The organism is Paenibacillus vini, from assembly GCF_018403325.1.
GTDB classification, from domain to species: Bacteria; Bacillota; Bacilli; order Paenibacillales; family Paenibacillaceae; genus Fontibacillus; species Fontibacillus vini.
The window spans coordinates 261,934-277,495 of sequence record NZ_BOSL01000003.1 but is presented as its reverse complement, the minus strand read 5'-3'; the positions used below and the strand labels follow the sequence as shown (position 1 = coordinate 277,495).

Genomic DNA, 15,562 nt, shown 5'->3' with positions numbered 1-15,562 from the left:
CTCACATGGACAAATGACTGAAATGTCCACCTAAAAGTGGACAAAGAGGACTTTTATCTCAAACAAGCAAATTGTCTATATTCAGTATCCTACTGCTCCAAATCCACTTCATAGAGCATCATCCGAATTCGGTGCCAGACACCCGTTACTTGATCCCCGCAGAGTTGCTGCCTTGCACAAAATATTTCTCCGCGAACAGGAAGACAAGCAGGATCGGGATAAGGCTCATGAGCGCGGCGGCGACCATGTACTGCTCGTTGCCGGACCATTGCCCGGCCATCGACAGGATGCCGATCGGCAAAGTGAAGTTTTCCTTGGAAGTCAGGAAAATGGCCGGCGACAGGATCTCGTTCCACTTCGTCATAAAGGTGAAGACGGCCAAGGTCGCAAACGTCGGTTTGCACATGGGCAGGAAGATGCGCCAGTAAATCTGGATCGGATTACAGCCGTCCAGCTTCGCCGATTCCTCATAATCCTTCGGAATAGCCAGAAACGCCTGGCGCATCAGAAAGATGCCAAACGGCTGGGCCAGCCACTCGATAATCCAGAGCGGAGTTAAGGTGTCCAGCATATGCAGAGATTTGAAAATAACAAACTGCGGAATGATCAGCACGACCGGCGGGATCATCATCGTGCCAAGCACGACGAGGAACAGCGTATTTTTCAACGGAAATTTCAATCTAGCAAAAGCATATGCCACCATAGAACAAGAGAACAGCGCGCCGACTACGGACAGCACCGTAACGATGACGCTATTGGTCGTATACTGTCCGAACGGACCAAGCTTCCAAACCTCGGCGTAGTTGTTCCACTGTACGGGATCCGGGATCCATTGAGGCGGCACCTTGGTATATTGAGCGTATGATTTTAGAGAGTTAAAAACGGTAGTAAGAAAAGGCATCACCATGATCAGGGAGCTCAGAATGATGACGGTGTATCCTGCAATTTTTCGGGTTCGGTTCAGCTTCATGACGTCACTCCTCCCTTCCTCATTCGTAATGCACCCATTTTTTCTGCAAAAGCATTTGCACGACGGTAAGCACAAACAAGATGACGAACAGCACCCATGCGATCGCGGAAGCGTAGCCCATGCGCAGGAACGAGAATCCTTCCTGATACAAATAAATCATAAGCACGAGACTTGCTTTATGAGGTCCGCCGGCCGAAGAAGCATCCATTGCGCCTCCGGTCATGACGTAGATCTGTTCAAACGCCTGGAACGTAGAAATCGTACTTAGAATGAGCACTAGAAACGTCGTACCGGAAATAAGCGGTACCGTAATGTTCAAAAACTTGCGGAAGGTGCCCGCTCCATCGATTTCCGCAGCCTCATATACATCGCTTGGAACGTTTTGCAATCCCGCCAGAAAGATTACCATGATGTACCCGATCCCCTTCCAAACCGCAATGATGACCAGCAACGGAATGACGAGATGCTCATCCTGCAGCCATTTTTGCGGATCGAGGCCGATTTTGATCAGAAATGAATTGGCGAACCCGAATCTAGGGTTAAAGATTGCATCCGATACATACATGATGACAGTCCACGAAGAGATTACGGGGAGAAAATGCGCCAGCCGGAACAGCTTTAACGCACGCAGCTTCTGGTTCAGCGCTACCGCCAAAATCAAAGCCAGTACGGTTTGCAGCGGCACAAACAAAATCGTGAAATAAAGCGTGTTCCACAGGGCCTTCCAAAACACAGGCTCATGAAACAGCTTCGTATAGTTATCCAGCCCCTTCCATTTCGGCGGATTCAGGATATCGTAATCCGAGAAGCTGAAATAAAGTGATGCGAGCAGCGAGCCTAGTACAAAAACAACAAAATGGATGAGATAAGGGGTCACCATCAGGAGCCCCCACTTGCCGTCACTGTTCAGTTTTTTTCTTCGAATTTTCTTGGGCTCAATAGCGCGACCCCTTTCAGCCTTTACAGTTCCTGTGTTTTCTACCATGCTCATCACACTTTCTGTAGCGATTTAAGGGGCGGAGGCCGAAGCCTCCGCGCATGTTATCCTATCCTACTTTTTATAGAATTCGTCCAGAACCTGTTGTACCTCAGTATCCGCTTGTTTCAAAGCCTGATCGGCAGGAATTTCTCCTTCGAACGCCCGGTTGATATTGTCGTTAAACTTTCCGACCCATTCGCTCCATACGGCATTGACGTCCAGCGTCCCGGCAAACTCGAAGCTGTCGAGGAACGCCTGTTTATTTTCCGGTTTCCCGCTTAAGAACTCCTCGGAATTCGCCACTGATTTTTTCACCGGAACCGCTTCGCCTAGGGAAGCCCATTCCTTCTGGACTTCATCCTCCGTCGCCCAGAATTTCACCCATTCCCAAGCCGCGTCGCCTTTCGCCCCTTCGGCCTTTTTATTGATGACCCAGGAGTTCGCGATGACCGGCGAAAAGCGTTTGCCGTCCGGTCCCTTCGGCAGCAGCGTCACATCATAGTTCAGCTCCGCCGCGTTAGCATCGATGGTCCGGGCGTAAATCCCGATCCGCATTGCGGCCGCCTTGCTCGGGAATGGCGCCATGTTGCTCTGGAAGCTCTTCAAATCGGAAGGCGTCGGCAACAGCTCCCGCTGCATTCCGTCCACAATCCAGTCCAAAGCCTGCTTGTTCTCCGGCGTATTGATCACCGATTTCGTAAGCGTCTCATCCAGCACACCGCCTCCGTACGATTTCAGCACCGTCATCCAACCTTCAGTAATACTGAAGAAGGTAAGTCCATATTGGCTCACTTTATTTTTGTCGAAAGCCGAGTCATTCGCGTACTTCCCGGTGGAATCCTTGGTCAGTTTCTCGGCCGCCGCCTTCAAGTCATCCCAGGTCCAATCCTCGGTAGGATACTCCACCTTCGCTTCGTCAAACATATCCTTGTTGTAATAGAGCACCGCGATCTGGATGCCCTGAGGTACGCCCCAGTATTTTCCGTTTGCGTCTTTATTGAAATCCAGACCGAAGTAATCGTCCTTTTTCAAGTCTTTTTCGATCAAAGGCGTCAGATCCTTCAGCACCCCGCGCTCCGCATATTTCGGTACGAGCACCCCATCCGACAACCATAGATCCGGCGCGCTTTCCGCAGCGATTTGCGTGTCGAGCTTCTGGAAAAACTGATTATATGGCGATGATTCCGTCTTGATCGTAATATTCGGATGCTCGGATTGGAATTTGTCGATCAGTTCCTGCATTTTGGCATCGGACTGGGCGGAAGAATAGAAACCGAGCTTAAGCTCCACCTTTTCCGCTTTTCCGCCTTTATCGCCGTTTCCTCCCGCTCCCGATTTACTCTTTCCGTCGGAGCAGGCTGTCAGGAGCAGTGCGGATACCAGCGTTATACTGAGTAAGAAAGTACCCCATGATTTAAACTTCCTTTTCATTACTTGACCCCCTAATCATTGAGTTTCCCACCAATTAAAGCGCTTTCTAAAACTTGTGACTAAATTGTGAACTTAATCTAAAGTTAAGGTATCTTCAATTAAAGGTCAACGTCCTTAAAAAGACCGTAAACCGTTTTGATCCCGTTAGACCTTTACGATATAAGTATCTTCATGTTCCTCCGATGGGGTGTTATTTTCCCGCACCAGCAGGACTTCCCCGGTTATATGCCTTCCGGCAAATTGATACCCGCGAGGACCTTGATGGGAAAAAAGAGCATGAACGCGTTCGGCTCCATTCTGTATGGTCAATGCTGTTACCAGCTCTTCGGAAACGGTATCCCCATAACTGTCCAACACCTCAATCCGGGAGATGTCGGGCTGATCACAGTCCCGAGTGCGGCACGGATACAGGACGGTCACAAATTTGGAAAGCCCGCTCCCTTTTTGCCGGAACATTGCTTTGAGCGAGGTGACTTTATGGTTATAATCCCGGGCTACCCATGACGCATCCACCAGCGCCTCCGCCGGCTTGACCGGAATGATTCGCAATGCCGGCTCCTGTCTCGAGGAGGAAGCAAGCAGGGTTCCGTCAGCTTCCACTTCAACGTTCAATCCCTCGGCAAAATGAAACGGCAAAGTATATTCATGTTCCCCATTACTTTTGCAGGTATCGACGACAATCCAGTAATCCGGCTTAATAAATAAAATTTGTCTTCGCACCAATACCGGATCGTTCAGGCGTAAGTACCCGTCATGAGATGCCTGGACATAATCGTAGCTTTCCGTCTCTGTTCTCCAGAAACGGTCCATTGGATTGGCAACATGATTCCAGTTCCAGGAATCCACGTACTTTGAAATCGTCTCTCCGTCCACAGCTACCGTGTTATGCTGCAAGGATTCCTTAAAATATCGCCTGAAATCATTTTCCATGTACGTGTATCGGCCCGGATCGGTCAGAAACTCTCTGCCGTAAGCAAACAGACTGATATGCAGCAAATCGTCATGCCCGTGCGCCCGAATGACATCCATATGGCCGGCGTCAAACACCAGATACCGGGCATCCGGCTTCCAGTCGGTTCTCATCACATAGTAGCCGCTTTGCGCCAATTCCACAGAAGCAGCCTTCGGCTCTTGAATGTGGAGTTGCTCATAGCGTTTGTAGCCTTTTTCTCCGTAGTACCAGATTCCCTCGTAATCCAGCTTGTCGTATCCCATCCGTTTCAGATCGCCCCTTGCGAACAAAACGGCTCCGCGCGTCAGTACATCCCGAATATCCGTTCCGTCGCTGTCTCCAAGCATCGGCTGGCGGCCGTCCGGTTGCACCAAGGCTAGCGATGCGCTGTACATGCGGTCTAGCGAATTCCGCAGCTCCGGCGGGAGCGGTACGTCGTTCAGTTCCGCCAGCCATACCGGTTCAAACAGACAATGCAACACTTCATGGTGGTACATCGTACACTGTTCGTTATGCATACCGTCCTCAAAAACCTGGACCGGGCACATTTCGGCCAATCTTTGCACCGCTTGCTTCAGCCACGTCTCCGATTCCTCGATATCCGGGAACATCAGCGCAAGCTGGAATAGGCCGTTCGTTTCGAGGAATCCCCAATTGCTCTGCCGGTCATGCGGCGTGTAGGCGATATTCAGATACATACCGTGCCGCCGAACGGCTTCCCGGAATAACGTCTCTTCTTCGCTTTGCCACAATGAGGATTGCCGAACGCAATAATAACCCTTCAGCCAATTCACAATCCGAATTCCGCTGTCCAGCTTGCGCCATGTATCCTTGACGTTATAGGCCCGGCTTTGGCTAGCCAGAACTTCCTCCTCCGTCAGCGGGTTTTGCCGAATCCAGTCCTTCATTAGCGATATATACGCTTCGGCGTACCTTTCTTCACCGGTCAGCCAATAGGCCTGCCCCAGCTCGCTCATATACCTGGCCCGGTTCAGCATGACCATCCACTCGATGTCTTCGTTATGGCGATAGCTCCAGTTGATCCCGTCCGGAAAAGCCACCTCGGTTTCACACCGTTCCATATCCCAACGATGCGTATATATAAACGTGCTGCGGCAGGCAAGATCGGCCCGGTACAGCACTTCAGCGGCTTCCTCCGGCCACTCGCTCAGACAAGTATTCACAATAAACGAACGATCCGACGACTCCCAAAAATAGACTCTGTCATGCCGTATTGCCGGATTCATCAACTCTCCCCCTTCTGTTCAGCAAAATGCCTTAATGGTCGCTTAGCCACTCCTTCAAATGGCGCCTTACGAACTCGTCATCATTAAGATGCGGGTAGGCTGTATAGACACGATCAATCTCTTCCAACTGGCCTGGGGACAGCTCCTCATCGGGATTCAGGCACCAGCGCCCTTCCAGCAGGCCCTGACGCCGAAGCACTTCGTGGATTCCCGGAATGCTGCCGCTAAATCCATGGGACGGATCGAACAAAGCCCCATTGACGTCCGTTATCTCTTGGCCGCGCGTCAACAGCTCTACCGGAATCGGCCCCTTCAAGTCCCGAATCGCATGAATTTCTTCCATCAGCGCTACGGCCTTGGCCGTCCATACAGCCCAATGTCCTAACAAACCGCCGACGATGCGCTTCTCAACGATTTCGCCATGGACCGGAAAACGGTAAGTCGTCAGCAAATCGGAGACGATGTTATCGTCGTTACCGGTATACAGCGCTACTTCGTCCCTGCGACTCGATTCGCATACGGCCCGGACTACGTCGATCGTTTCATAGCGGTTGAACGGCGCCATTTTAATCGCCTTCACTCCAGGCAGCTCGGCTAACCGGCGCCAGAACGAGTAGCCAAGACGTCTGCCGCCTACCGCAGGCTGAAGATAGAAACCGAATACGGGAATGACCTTTGTAATCGCTTCCATTCTTTCGAGCAGCTCGTCTTCATTCCATTCCTTCAGTCCGCCCATGCTCACAAGCCCCAGATCATAGCCGAGCTTTGCCGCCAATTCCGCCTCCGCCAAGGCCTGCTCGGTCGGGCCGCATATTCCTGCAATTTTCAGAAACGGACGTTCGAGCCCGGCCGCGTCCACTTCTTCTGCCGCAAGCCGCAGCACCGGCTCATAGAGCCCGATTCCTGGGTCTCGAATTTCAAATTGGGTCGAATGCACCCCAACCGCCATACCTCCGGATCCCGAAGCGATATAATACCGGGTCAAAGCACGCTGCCTGGCCTCATCCAGCTCACGCGAGGCATTCAGGGCCAGAGGATGTGCCGGGATCACGGCCCCGCGTTGAAGCAGCTCTTCAGCTGCCTGGGATAATTGCTTGGCCTCTTTCATTAAAACGCACCCTCCCGCTCTTGAAAATGCGTCGGTTTACCTAAAGTCGCCCCGCCGGCCAGGACCCATTCCACCGTCCACTGAATCATTTGTCTCAGCGGTACGCTCGGATAGCCCAGGAGGTGATGACTATTCGAAGCATTGCTGAGCAGCGCCGTCAGCCCTTCTTCTCCGGTAAATACCGGCTTCGTCCCGAAGGCTTCACCGAAGCGCTCGGCCAGCCACCGCACGGACACCGCTTCCGGCCCGGTCACGTTAAGCGTCACCGGCGGGGAGCCGCAATGAAGCAGCGAACGGATCGCCATCTCATTCGCATCTCCTTGCCAAATGACGTTCACAACTCCCATGTTCAGATCGATCGGACGCCCTTCTTTTACGGCCGTAGCTACCTCTAGCAGAATCCCGTAGCGCAAATCAATTGCATAATTTAACCGGAAATTCAGAACAGGCGTCCCGTTTTTACGCGAAAAATATTCGAACACCCGCTCCCGGCCAAGACAAGACTGTGCGTATTCGCCCACCGGCGAAGGTGCCGTCTCCTCCGAAGCTCCCCCAAGGGCAACTTTCGTGAACGGATAAATGTTGCCGGACGAGAAAGCGACGATTCGCGAATCCTTAAACTTCTCGGCCACTCTTCCCGGTAAATAGGCGTTCATCGCCCATGTAAAATACTCCTTGCCTGTCGTGCCGAATTTATTTCCGGCCATATAAATCACATTAGGGATGTCCGGCAGCCCGGACAGCGCCTCTTCATCCAATAAATCGGCCGCGATCGTCTCAATACCCTCGGCCTCCAGCTCTTCCTGTAACGTTCCCGACGAGAAACGGGAAACTCCGATGACTTTGGCGTTTTTTCCGGCTTCCCGGATACCTCGTTGCGCAAGCTTCGCCAGACTCGGTCCCATCTTGCCTCCGACCCCGAGAACGAGAATATCCCCCTCCACTCCTGCCAGATCCCGGATCAGCCGATCGGAGGGCGTGCTCAGCTTGTTCTCCAGCTCACTTATTGTTTTCATTCCATTCACCTCTTCTAGTCGATGGATGCTGATGCGAATAAATTTACCTGTTCACATTTCCATGTTAGGATCCGCCCGATTAAAAGACAACGACTTTAAATGGTCCTTAAAACGGTGTGCAAGCCAAAAAAGCTTACAGGGCAAACACAAAAAAGGCCGAGAAAGATCTCCCGGCCTTGCCATATGGCTCGAAAGTAGAGACACGCGTCTCCGTCTTTCGTTAAAATGAAATCATCGCGCCTGTTTCGTCGAAAATCGCAGACGGATTCCAGCAAACTTCCCACACATTATACTCGGGATCGGCAAAATAGGCCGAACGACCGCCCCAAAATGCCTCTTCGGGCTCCTTGAGGATCACCGCCCCGGCTTGCCTTGCTTTTTCGATGGCCGCATCAACCTCTTCCGGCTCTTCCACATTCACCGCCAGCGTGATCCCCCGAAATGAGGGTTTTGCATCCGCCGCCGGCACAGGGACCGAATCTTCCAGGTTGGCGTCCTTCACCAATTCTCGGTAAGGGAACAGGCTCAGCAGCACTCCGGCCGTTGTGAAAACACAGTAATCGTCAGAACTGGTCGGGGTGTCTTCCCATCCTAATCTTGTGTAAAAAGCTCTAAGCGCCGCAAGATCCAACGCGCCTAAAGTGACCAAAGTAACCCGCTGCGGTATCATTCGTATCCCTCCCAATCGGTATTGTATTCTATATCCTACATCAAAATTTTCCGATTGACTAGGCCGTCTCTCTGCCCTTCCTTAATTTTTGTCTGGCCCGGTAAAGAATGATTTTAAAATGCGATAAAGGAATTCCCATCAAATCAGCCGATTCCTGATATGAAAATCCGTGGATATCGTATAACAATACGGCGTGCTGCTGATTAGGAGGCAGCATCGATAGCATAGCGTGCAGTTCCTGCCGGCTTTCCCCTGTAAGCACGCTGGCTTCCGGGGTTTCCTCGCTCGGAACATTGTGGAAAAATTCATTTTCATACACTGAAGAACGGCTCTCCTTCCGCAATCTGTCAATATAGGCATTATGGGCGACACGAAGCAGCCACGCCTTTGTTCTTCCGCCTTCCAAATTGTCCAGCCGGCTGCATGCACGGTAGAACGTTTCCTGCATCAAGTCCTCTGCATTGTGGTGATTCCGGCAAAGATAATACAGATAACGGTAAACATCGTTCTTATATTCACGGTAGATCATATCCATAGATGACTTATTCATATGGCCCCTCCTCAAATTCTGAACCCGTAGTCGAGCAGCTTGACCGTGTCTGACCAGACACCCTGCTCGGTGGAATGAAGCACTACGGTGATCAGTTCTCTCTCTTCCCGGGTAGCCGAGCCTACCAAACAATACCCGGCTTTTTCTGTATATCCCGTCTTAATTCCGTTTGCCCCTTGAAAAAACCATTCTCCGCTGCTGTTCAACAGCTTGTTCCGGTTCTGGAATAAGTGCTCTCCCTGACCTTGGGCTGCTGCTGCATATTCGGATTCCCCAACAATTTCATTAAATTCTTCGAGCTTCATCGCTTCTCTGGCAATCAGAGCCATGTCGTAAGCGGTCGAATAATGATCCGGGTCATGCAAGCCGTGCGGATTCACAAAATGGCTCTTGACCGCCCCGAGTTTCTTCGCTTTCTCATTCATTAATTCGGCAAAATAAGACATGGCTTGTTCCGGGCTTTGCTGTGTCCCTGTCTCCAGTTCAGCCACATAAACGGCGGCAGTTCTCGCCGCATCGTTGCCCGAAGGGAGCATTATGGCCGCCGTCAAATCCCTGACCGTCAATCGCTCGCCTTGCACAAGTCCGGCCGAGCTTTCGTCCGACGTTCTCAGCAATACCTCGTCCCCGACCGTTACCGTATCATCCGGCGAGCTTCTCTCCAATAAAATGAGCGCAGTTAAAATTTTCGTAGTGCTGGCCGGATACATCTTTTTCTTTCCATTATCGCTGTACAGCAGCTCGCCGGAATCCCGGTCCATAATCAGTACGGCCTGCCCTTCCACACCTGCCAGTTCAGGGGTTCGCACGCCGCGCCATTTTTGCTCTACTTGTTGAATGAAGGCATTACCGTGCTTCTGCACGTTTTGAAACGATAATTTGTCATGAAACAGGATTATGAGAATAATAAGAATCAGTAGAAAGTAACGCTTTTTTCTAAACAAGCTGCCAACCCCTCTTTATATCCAAAACGTTGTTTATGTTTAACATTATGCCGCCCAGAGTTTGCGTGCCGGATAAGAAATTCTTAAGATTCCCTTAAGATTTCACTGCGAATTCCTTAAACTGGAACTAAAACCCATAAAGATGAAGTGATTATCCATACAAAAAACAAAAAAACGGCTGACCCAAGGTCAGCCGTTTCTATCCATTCCTTTTAATTTTGGCGCCGATCCATAACGTCCAGTGGCAGCCGGACCGTAAATACCGTTCGATCGTCATCGCTTTCCGCGGAAATTACGCCGCCATGCAGATCGACGATATGTTTGGCAATCGCGAGGCCGATGCCCGAGCCCCCCGTATGCGCGGCGCGTGATTTTTCCACCCGGTAAAACCGGTCAAACAAATGCGGCAGATCCGACTCGGGGATCGGATCGCCATAGTTGATCACCTCGGTGACGACCTCGTTTCCTTCAAGGCGGCCGCGAATATCGAGCAGCCTGCCGTCGCTGCCATAACGGATAGCGTTGGTGATCAGGTTCTCGTATACCCGGCGCAGCTTATCCCCGTCGGCTATGACGAATAACGGCTGCTGATTCATAAACAAGCGGCATTCCATCTTGTTCTCCTGCAGCTGCCACCCGAAATGGGCCGTAATCTGGTACAGCATTTCCGCCAGATTGATTCTGCTTTTGTGCAGCTTCATTTCTTTATTTTGTAGCCGCGTGTACTCGAACAAGTCTTGAAGCAGCTGCTTCAGGCGCAGCGACTCTTCATAAGCCATATTGACGTAATGGCGAAGCTCCACTTCATCGCGATACCGGTCTTGATCGATCAGTCCCAAATAACCGGTAATGGAAGTAAGCGGCGTTCGCAGGTCATGCGATACGTTCGTAATCAGCTCGTTCTTCGTTTGCTCGGCTCTTCGTTCTTCCTCCATGGAGGTACGCAGCCGTTCGACCATCCGGTTGATATCCGTCGCGAGTTGTCCTAACTGGCCGACGTTTTCCACCGGAATTTTAGCTGCTGAGCCTTCCTCGACGCGATGGACTTCCTCAATCAGCAGTTTGAGGTATTTCTGCTCGTGTCGCCGGACGCTCCGCCGGTAGAAATAAAGCGCGAACAGCAGCATAATCGGTACGCCCGAAAGGTAGTAGGCTTCAGGAAACCCGATATTTCGGCCGACCCACAAAATAACCGTATTGAAGGTGACCCGCGGATAGAAGAAATAGAAAGCTCTCGCCAGAAATACCAGCAGCAGCAGGGAAACGAGCGAGGTTACAATCGTCCAAAACAACCAGGCAAGAAATCTTAAACTAGCCTTCAATTTTGTAGCCGACCCCCCAAACCGTCCGGATCAGCTTCTCTCCGTCCATTTCTTTCTCCAGCTTGTCCCGAAGACGGCTGATATGCACTGTAACGGAGTTGTTGCTCTCGAAATATTTATCCTTCCAGATCAGCTCGAAAATCTCCTCCGAACCGAACACGCGGCCTGGATGGCTAGCCAACAAAAATAAAATGCCGAACTCGATCGGCGTCAATTTAACCGGCCTGCCGTCAACCATAGCGGTATGGGTCTCTTTATCGATTTGCAGGGACCCCAGCTTGATCAGATGATCCTGAGGCTGCGGTGCGGGTTGAACCGCATAGGAGGATCTGCGCAGAAGCGACTTCACCCGGGCAACCAGCTCCAATGGATTAAACGGCTTGACCATATAATCGTCCGCCCCGGTCATGAGCCCGGTGATTTTATCCATGTCTCCGTCCTTGGCGCTTAACATTAGGATCGGGGTAGTCCGGGTTTCCCTGATTTTCAGGCATACCGAAATTCCGTCCATTCCCGGCATCATTATATCCAGCACAACCAGATCGATTTCTTCCCGCTCCATCATTTCAAGTGCGAGGAGTCCGTTATCCGCCCGATGAACGGCATATCCCTCATTAAGCAGGTAGATTTCGATCAGCTTGGCTATCTTCTCATCATCATCGACAATCAGAATTTGTTTGCTCATTGTTTTACTCATCCTTTATTTGACCTGGCTTAACTCACCATTCTATCATACCATGAGCTCTCGCCCCTAAAACTAATAAAAGGTTAAAAAAGGATTACGAAGTTATTAAGATTAACTATCCTTCAATTTTCCAAAGAACCGGGAAGAGTAACCGCAAAGCTTGTTCCCTGACCCGGTTCGGACTGCACCGTAATTTCTCCCCGGTGGATGTCCACGATTTTTTTTACGATCGATAGGCCAAGTCCGCTTCCTCCCACACTCCGGTTCCGGGATTTGTCGGCCTTATAGAAACGTTCGAACAAGCGCGGCAAATCGGCTTCCCCGATCCCGATGCCGGTATCGGCAAAGACAACCTCCATACCGCCATTGTTCGGACGAAGCGAAATTTTAACCGCTCCGCCCTCCGGCGTAAACTTGATGCTGTTGTGAAGCAAATTCACCCAGACCTGTCTCAGTAAATCTTCGGCTCCGTCGATTTCGCATTCCTGCAATTCAAGCTCGACTTGTATGGTTTTGGCCATCCATTGCGGCTCGCTGGCCAGCACGACCGCTTGCAATTGACGGTCCAGCCTAAAGCGGCCGGTTGCAAATGCGCCGGGATCGCTTTCCAGAGACGATAGCTTCAACAGATTATCACTCATTTGCGACAACCGCTGGCTCTCGCGCTCAATAATGTCCAGGTAATGTTCCCGTTTTGCCGGGGATATAGCAGGATTGCGCAACGCTGTAGAAAAACCCTGGATGGAGGTCAGCGGAGACTGGATTTCATGCGATACATTGGAGATGAAATCCTGCCGCATCGTTTCCATTCTGCCCAGTTCACCGGCCATTTCATTAATGCTGTGAGCAATCTTTTCAAACTCCCGCTGATTGCTTCGATACTCCAGCTTGACCGAAAAGTCGCCCTTCGAGATCCGCCGCATCGCATCGATTATTGCCTTTAACATCGCCATTTCTTTACGGTGTAAATAAATACCGAACAGCAGCATGCAGCATATAAACAAGATAATCCCAAATATGAAGTTGATGAGCTGAATGACATAATCCGAGGATGGACTCCCTGTATAACCATAGAGCGCCTTGGTAAGATAAATCGCACCTGTCCAGCAAATCGTCAAAACCAAAAAGAGGGCGGTCACCTGTAATAAATGCTTTAGAATATTCCAGGTGACCTTAAGAGCTTTTACCGTTCCCGTTTTCAATCTCCGACCACCTCCAGCCGGTACCCGAGGCCGCGAATCGTCCGAATCTTGAATCCGTATTTATCCACGGAAAAACGTTCGCGCAGCCGGTTTATATGCACGTCAAGCGTCCGCTCGTTGCCTTCGAAATCGTATCCCCAAATCTCCTCGATCAATTGCTCGCGAGTCAAGGTTCTTCCCGGGCTGCTGCCGAGCCTGAACAACAGTTCGAATTCTTTTAAAGGCAGTGTGAACTTTTCGTTATCAGCCACTGCCTCAAAAGTACGGCGATTCATACGGACGCTGCCGATCGCCACGGTCTGAGAAGCAATCACCTGGTATCGCTTCAGCAGCGCTTTGACCCGAACGATCAATTCCGCCGGCTGAAACGGCTTAACCAGGTAATCGTCCGCGCCGAGATCGAAGCCTTTCACAATCTGCTTCGTTTCTCCCTTGGCGGTCAGCATCAGAACAGGCATTTCATACAGCCGCTGAAGCTCCTGGCACAGTTCCCAGCCGTCCATCCCGGGCATCATTACATCGAGAATGACCAAGTCGGCCTTCTCTTGTTCCAGAGAGGCGAGAGCTTTCAAACCATTCTCCGCCTCATCCGCTTCCATCCCCGCTTCCTCCAGAAAGACCCGCACAAGCTCGCGGATATGCGGATCATCATCAACAATAAGTATTTTAGGCATAACTCTCAGTCCCTTGCTTCATCTAAAATACCTTCGGCAATTTGCAGCTGCTGCGCCGCGAATTCCCGGTACATTTCGTGATTCTTCAGCAATTCGTCATGCGTTCCCCGGCCGGTGACCGTCCCTTTCTCTACGAAGATGATCTGATCCGCCCCAACGACCGTCGACAAGCGATGCGCAATCACGATCGTTGTACGACCCGCCATCAGGTTATTCAGCGCTTGCTGAACGACCTGTTCCGAGCGGCTGTCCAGGCTGGATGTCGCCTCATCGAGCATCAGGATCTTCGGATCGCGCAGCAGCGCCCGGGCAATCGCGATCCGCTGGCGCTGGCCTCCGGACAGCTTGACGCCCCGCTCGCCTACATCGGTGTCATACGCGTTCGGCAGCTCAGCGATAAACCCGTCGGCATAAGCCATTTCCGCCGCTTGCCGGAGCTCTTCGTCACTTACGCTGCGCTCGACTCCGTAGCAAAGATTCTCCCGGATCGTGCCCGCAATCATTGGACTATCCTGGGACACATATCCGATTATTGAGCGCCAGGACCGCAGCGAGAAGCTATCGATCGGCTCCGTGCCTAGCAGAATTCGTCCTTCATGAGGGAGGTAGAACCGCTCGAGCATCGAGAACAGCGTCGTTTTCCCTCCGCCGCTCGGACCAACCACAGCCGTCACCGTACCCGGTTCCATGCGGAAGCTGACTTCCTTTAGCACAGGTTCTTCTTCCTTGTAACCAAAAGAAAGATCTTCGATCGTTACCGGACGGTTGGCATAATCGACTTCTTTGCCAGTATCGAAGGCTTCCTCCTCCGCTTCCAACGTTTCCATGATCCGCTCTGTGGCGCCCTTTGCTTTTTGCAATTGGGTGAAAAAGGTCGTTAGCTGCGTCATCGGCATGACGATCTGAATCAGGTACAATATAAACGCAACCAGTTCCCCTGCCGTCAACGCCCCGGAAGACACCTGCATTCCCCCATATCCAATGACAACGACCAATAGCATCATCATCACGACGGATATGAGCGGACTGATCCAGGCCATCACCAGCCCTTCCTTCACTCCGAATTTCAGCAGGCCAGTAATGCCTTTGCTTCCGCTGGCATATTCTCTGGGCTCGGCGTTGGAAGCTTTGACCAAGCGGATTTCCGACAACACCTGGCTGAGGGTAGCCGTAAACGAAGCCGTCTCATCCTGCATTCCGACGGATATTTTGTACATTTTCCGCCCCAGCGGATAAAGAACCAACGCAGCTAGAGGAATGACGATGAACATGATCACCGTCATCTTCCAGTTTAAATACAGCAATACAATGATCGAACCGATTATGGAAATAATGCCGCTGAAAAAACCGGCGACGTGCTCGGAGATCAGAGTCTTGATCACACCCGTATCATTGGTCATCCGGCTTACGGATTCCCCGGTCCGGTTATTGTCAAAATAAGACACCGGCAGGACCAGCAGCTTTTTCCACAAACGGTCCCTCAGCGAAGCAACCATCTTCTGACCGATATAATTCAGCAGAAAAATCCCCAAGCCCGACGCGAGCGTTTGACCCGCGAATGCGGCAACCAGGGCGATAATTTGAGTCCGGTCCAAAGCGGCCAACGAAAAACCGTCAACCAGATTTTTTGTAAACATCGGGATGACCAGCCCGACCAACGTGGAAACTACGCTAAGCAGCACTGCCGTTGTCAAAAGTCCTATCGACGGTTTTGTTTCCCGCATCAAGCGGAAAAAGGCCCCTTTATTTGATTTATCTGATGCATTCGATCCAGACGACTCAATGGCTTCTGCCGTTCCATTCAATGCCATG

At 51.4% G+C, this 15,562-nt stretch carries 14 protein-coding genes; all 14 read right to left on the bottom strand.

From position 1 onward, the window contains the following. Positions 1-145: 145 nt before the first annotated feature. Complete coding sequence (locus tag KJS57_RS07055; RefSeq protein WP_213654204.1) at positions 146-970, bottom strand: carbohydrate ABC transporter permease; 825 nt, start codon at positions 968-970, stop codon at positions 146-148. A 19-nt stretch (positions 971-989) separates the two neighbouring features. Further along, entirely contained in the window at positions 990-1,955 is a 966-nt protein-coding gene (locus KJS57_RS07050) for a carbohydrate ABC transporter permease (protein ID WP_211023952.1), read from the bottom strand. Between the two features lie 66 nt (positions 1,956-2,021). After that, a complete protein-coding gene (locus tag KJS57_RS07045) occupies positions 2,022-3,380 on the bottom strand; it encodes an ABC transporter substrate-binding protein (RefSeq protein ID WP_211023950.1) in 1,359 nt (452 codons plus the stop codon). Between the two features lie 144 nt (positions 3,381-3,524). Next, entirely contained in the window at positions 3,525-5,579 is a 2,055-nt protein-coding gene (locus tag KJS57_RS07040; protein ID WP_213654203.1) for an alginate lyase family protein, read from the bottom strand. Between the two features lie 31 nt (positions 5,580-5,610). Continuing rightward, positions 5,611-6,687 (bottom strand): dihydrodipicolinate synthase family protein, encoded by a 1,077-nt coding sequence (locus tag KJS57_RS07035; protein WP_213654202.1) that lies wholly within the window; start codon positions 6,685-6,687, stop codon positions 5,611-5,613. Then, positions 6,687-7,703, bottom strand: coding sequence for an NAD-dependent epimerase/dehydratase family protein (locus KJS57_RS07030; protein WP_211023944.1), 1,017 nt, complete (start codon positions 7,701-7,703; stop codon positions 6,687-6,689). The genes KJS57_RS07035 and KJS57_RS07030 overlap by 1 nt, the downstream gene beginning before the upstream one ends. Before the next feature lie 220 nt (positions 7,704-7,923). Beyond that, complete coding sequence (locus tag KJS57_RS07025; protein WP_213654201.1) at positions 7,924-8,373, bottom strand: VOC family protein; 450 nt, start codon at positions 8,371-8,373, stop codon at positions 7,924-7,926. 58 nt (positions 8,374-8,431) lie between these two features. Further along, complete coding sequence (locus tag KJS57_RS07020) at positions 8,432-8,923, bottom strand: RNA polymerase sigma factor (RefSeq protein ID WP_211023939.1); 492 nt, start codon at positions 8,921-8,923, stop codon at positions 8,432-8,434. A gap of 11 nt (positions 8,924-8,934) precedes the next feature. Continuing rightward, positions 8,935-9,867 carry a D-alanyl-D-alanine carboxypeptidase family protein gene (locus tag KJS57_RS07015; RefSeq protein WP_213654200.1) on the bottom strand — a complete coding sequence of 311 codons (933 nt, stop codon included), beginning with the start codon at positions 9,865-9,867 and terminating at the stop codon, positions 8,935-8,937. A gap of 212 nt (positions 9,868-10,079) precedes the next feature. Continuing rightward, entirely contained in the window at positions 10,080-11,189 is a 1,110-nt protein-coding gene (locus KJS57_RS07010; protein ID WP_213654199.1) for a sensor histidine kinase, read from the bottom strand. Continuing rightward, the gene (locus KJS57_RS07005; RefSeq protein ID WP_211021487.1) at positions 11,179-11,874 is read right to left on the bottom strand and encodes a response regulator transcription factor; all 696 of its coding nucleotides are present in this window, start codon (positions 11,872-11,874) and stop codon (positions 11,179-11,181) included. Before KJS57_RS07005 ends, KJS57_RS07010 begins: the two co-directional genes overlap by 11 nt. A 122-nt stretch (positions 11,875-11,996) precedes the next feature. Beyond that, a complete protein-coding gene (locus tag KJS57_RS07000) occupies positions 11,997-13,076 on the bottom strand; it encodes a sensor histidine kinase (protein ID WP_213654198.1) in 1,080 nt (359 codons plus the stop codon). Continuing rightward, complete coding sequence (locus KJS57_RS06995) at positions 13,073-13,750, bottom strand: response regulator transcription factor (protein ID WP_213654197.1); 678 nt, start codon at positions 13,748-13,750, stop codon at positions 13,073-13,075. Before KJS57_RS06995 ends, KJS57_RS07000 begins: the two co-directional genes overlap by 4 nt. 5 nt (positions 13,751-13,755) lie before the next feature. After that, positions 13,756-15,561, bottom strand: coding sequence for an ABC transporter ATP-binding protein (locus KJS57_RS06990; protein ID WP_213654196.1), 1,806 nt, complete (start codon positions 15,559-15,561; stop codon positions 13,756-13,758). Between the last annotated feature and the right edge of the window lies 1 nt (position 15,562).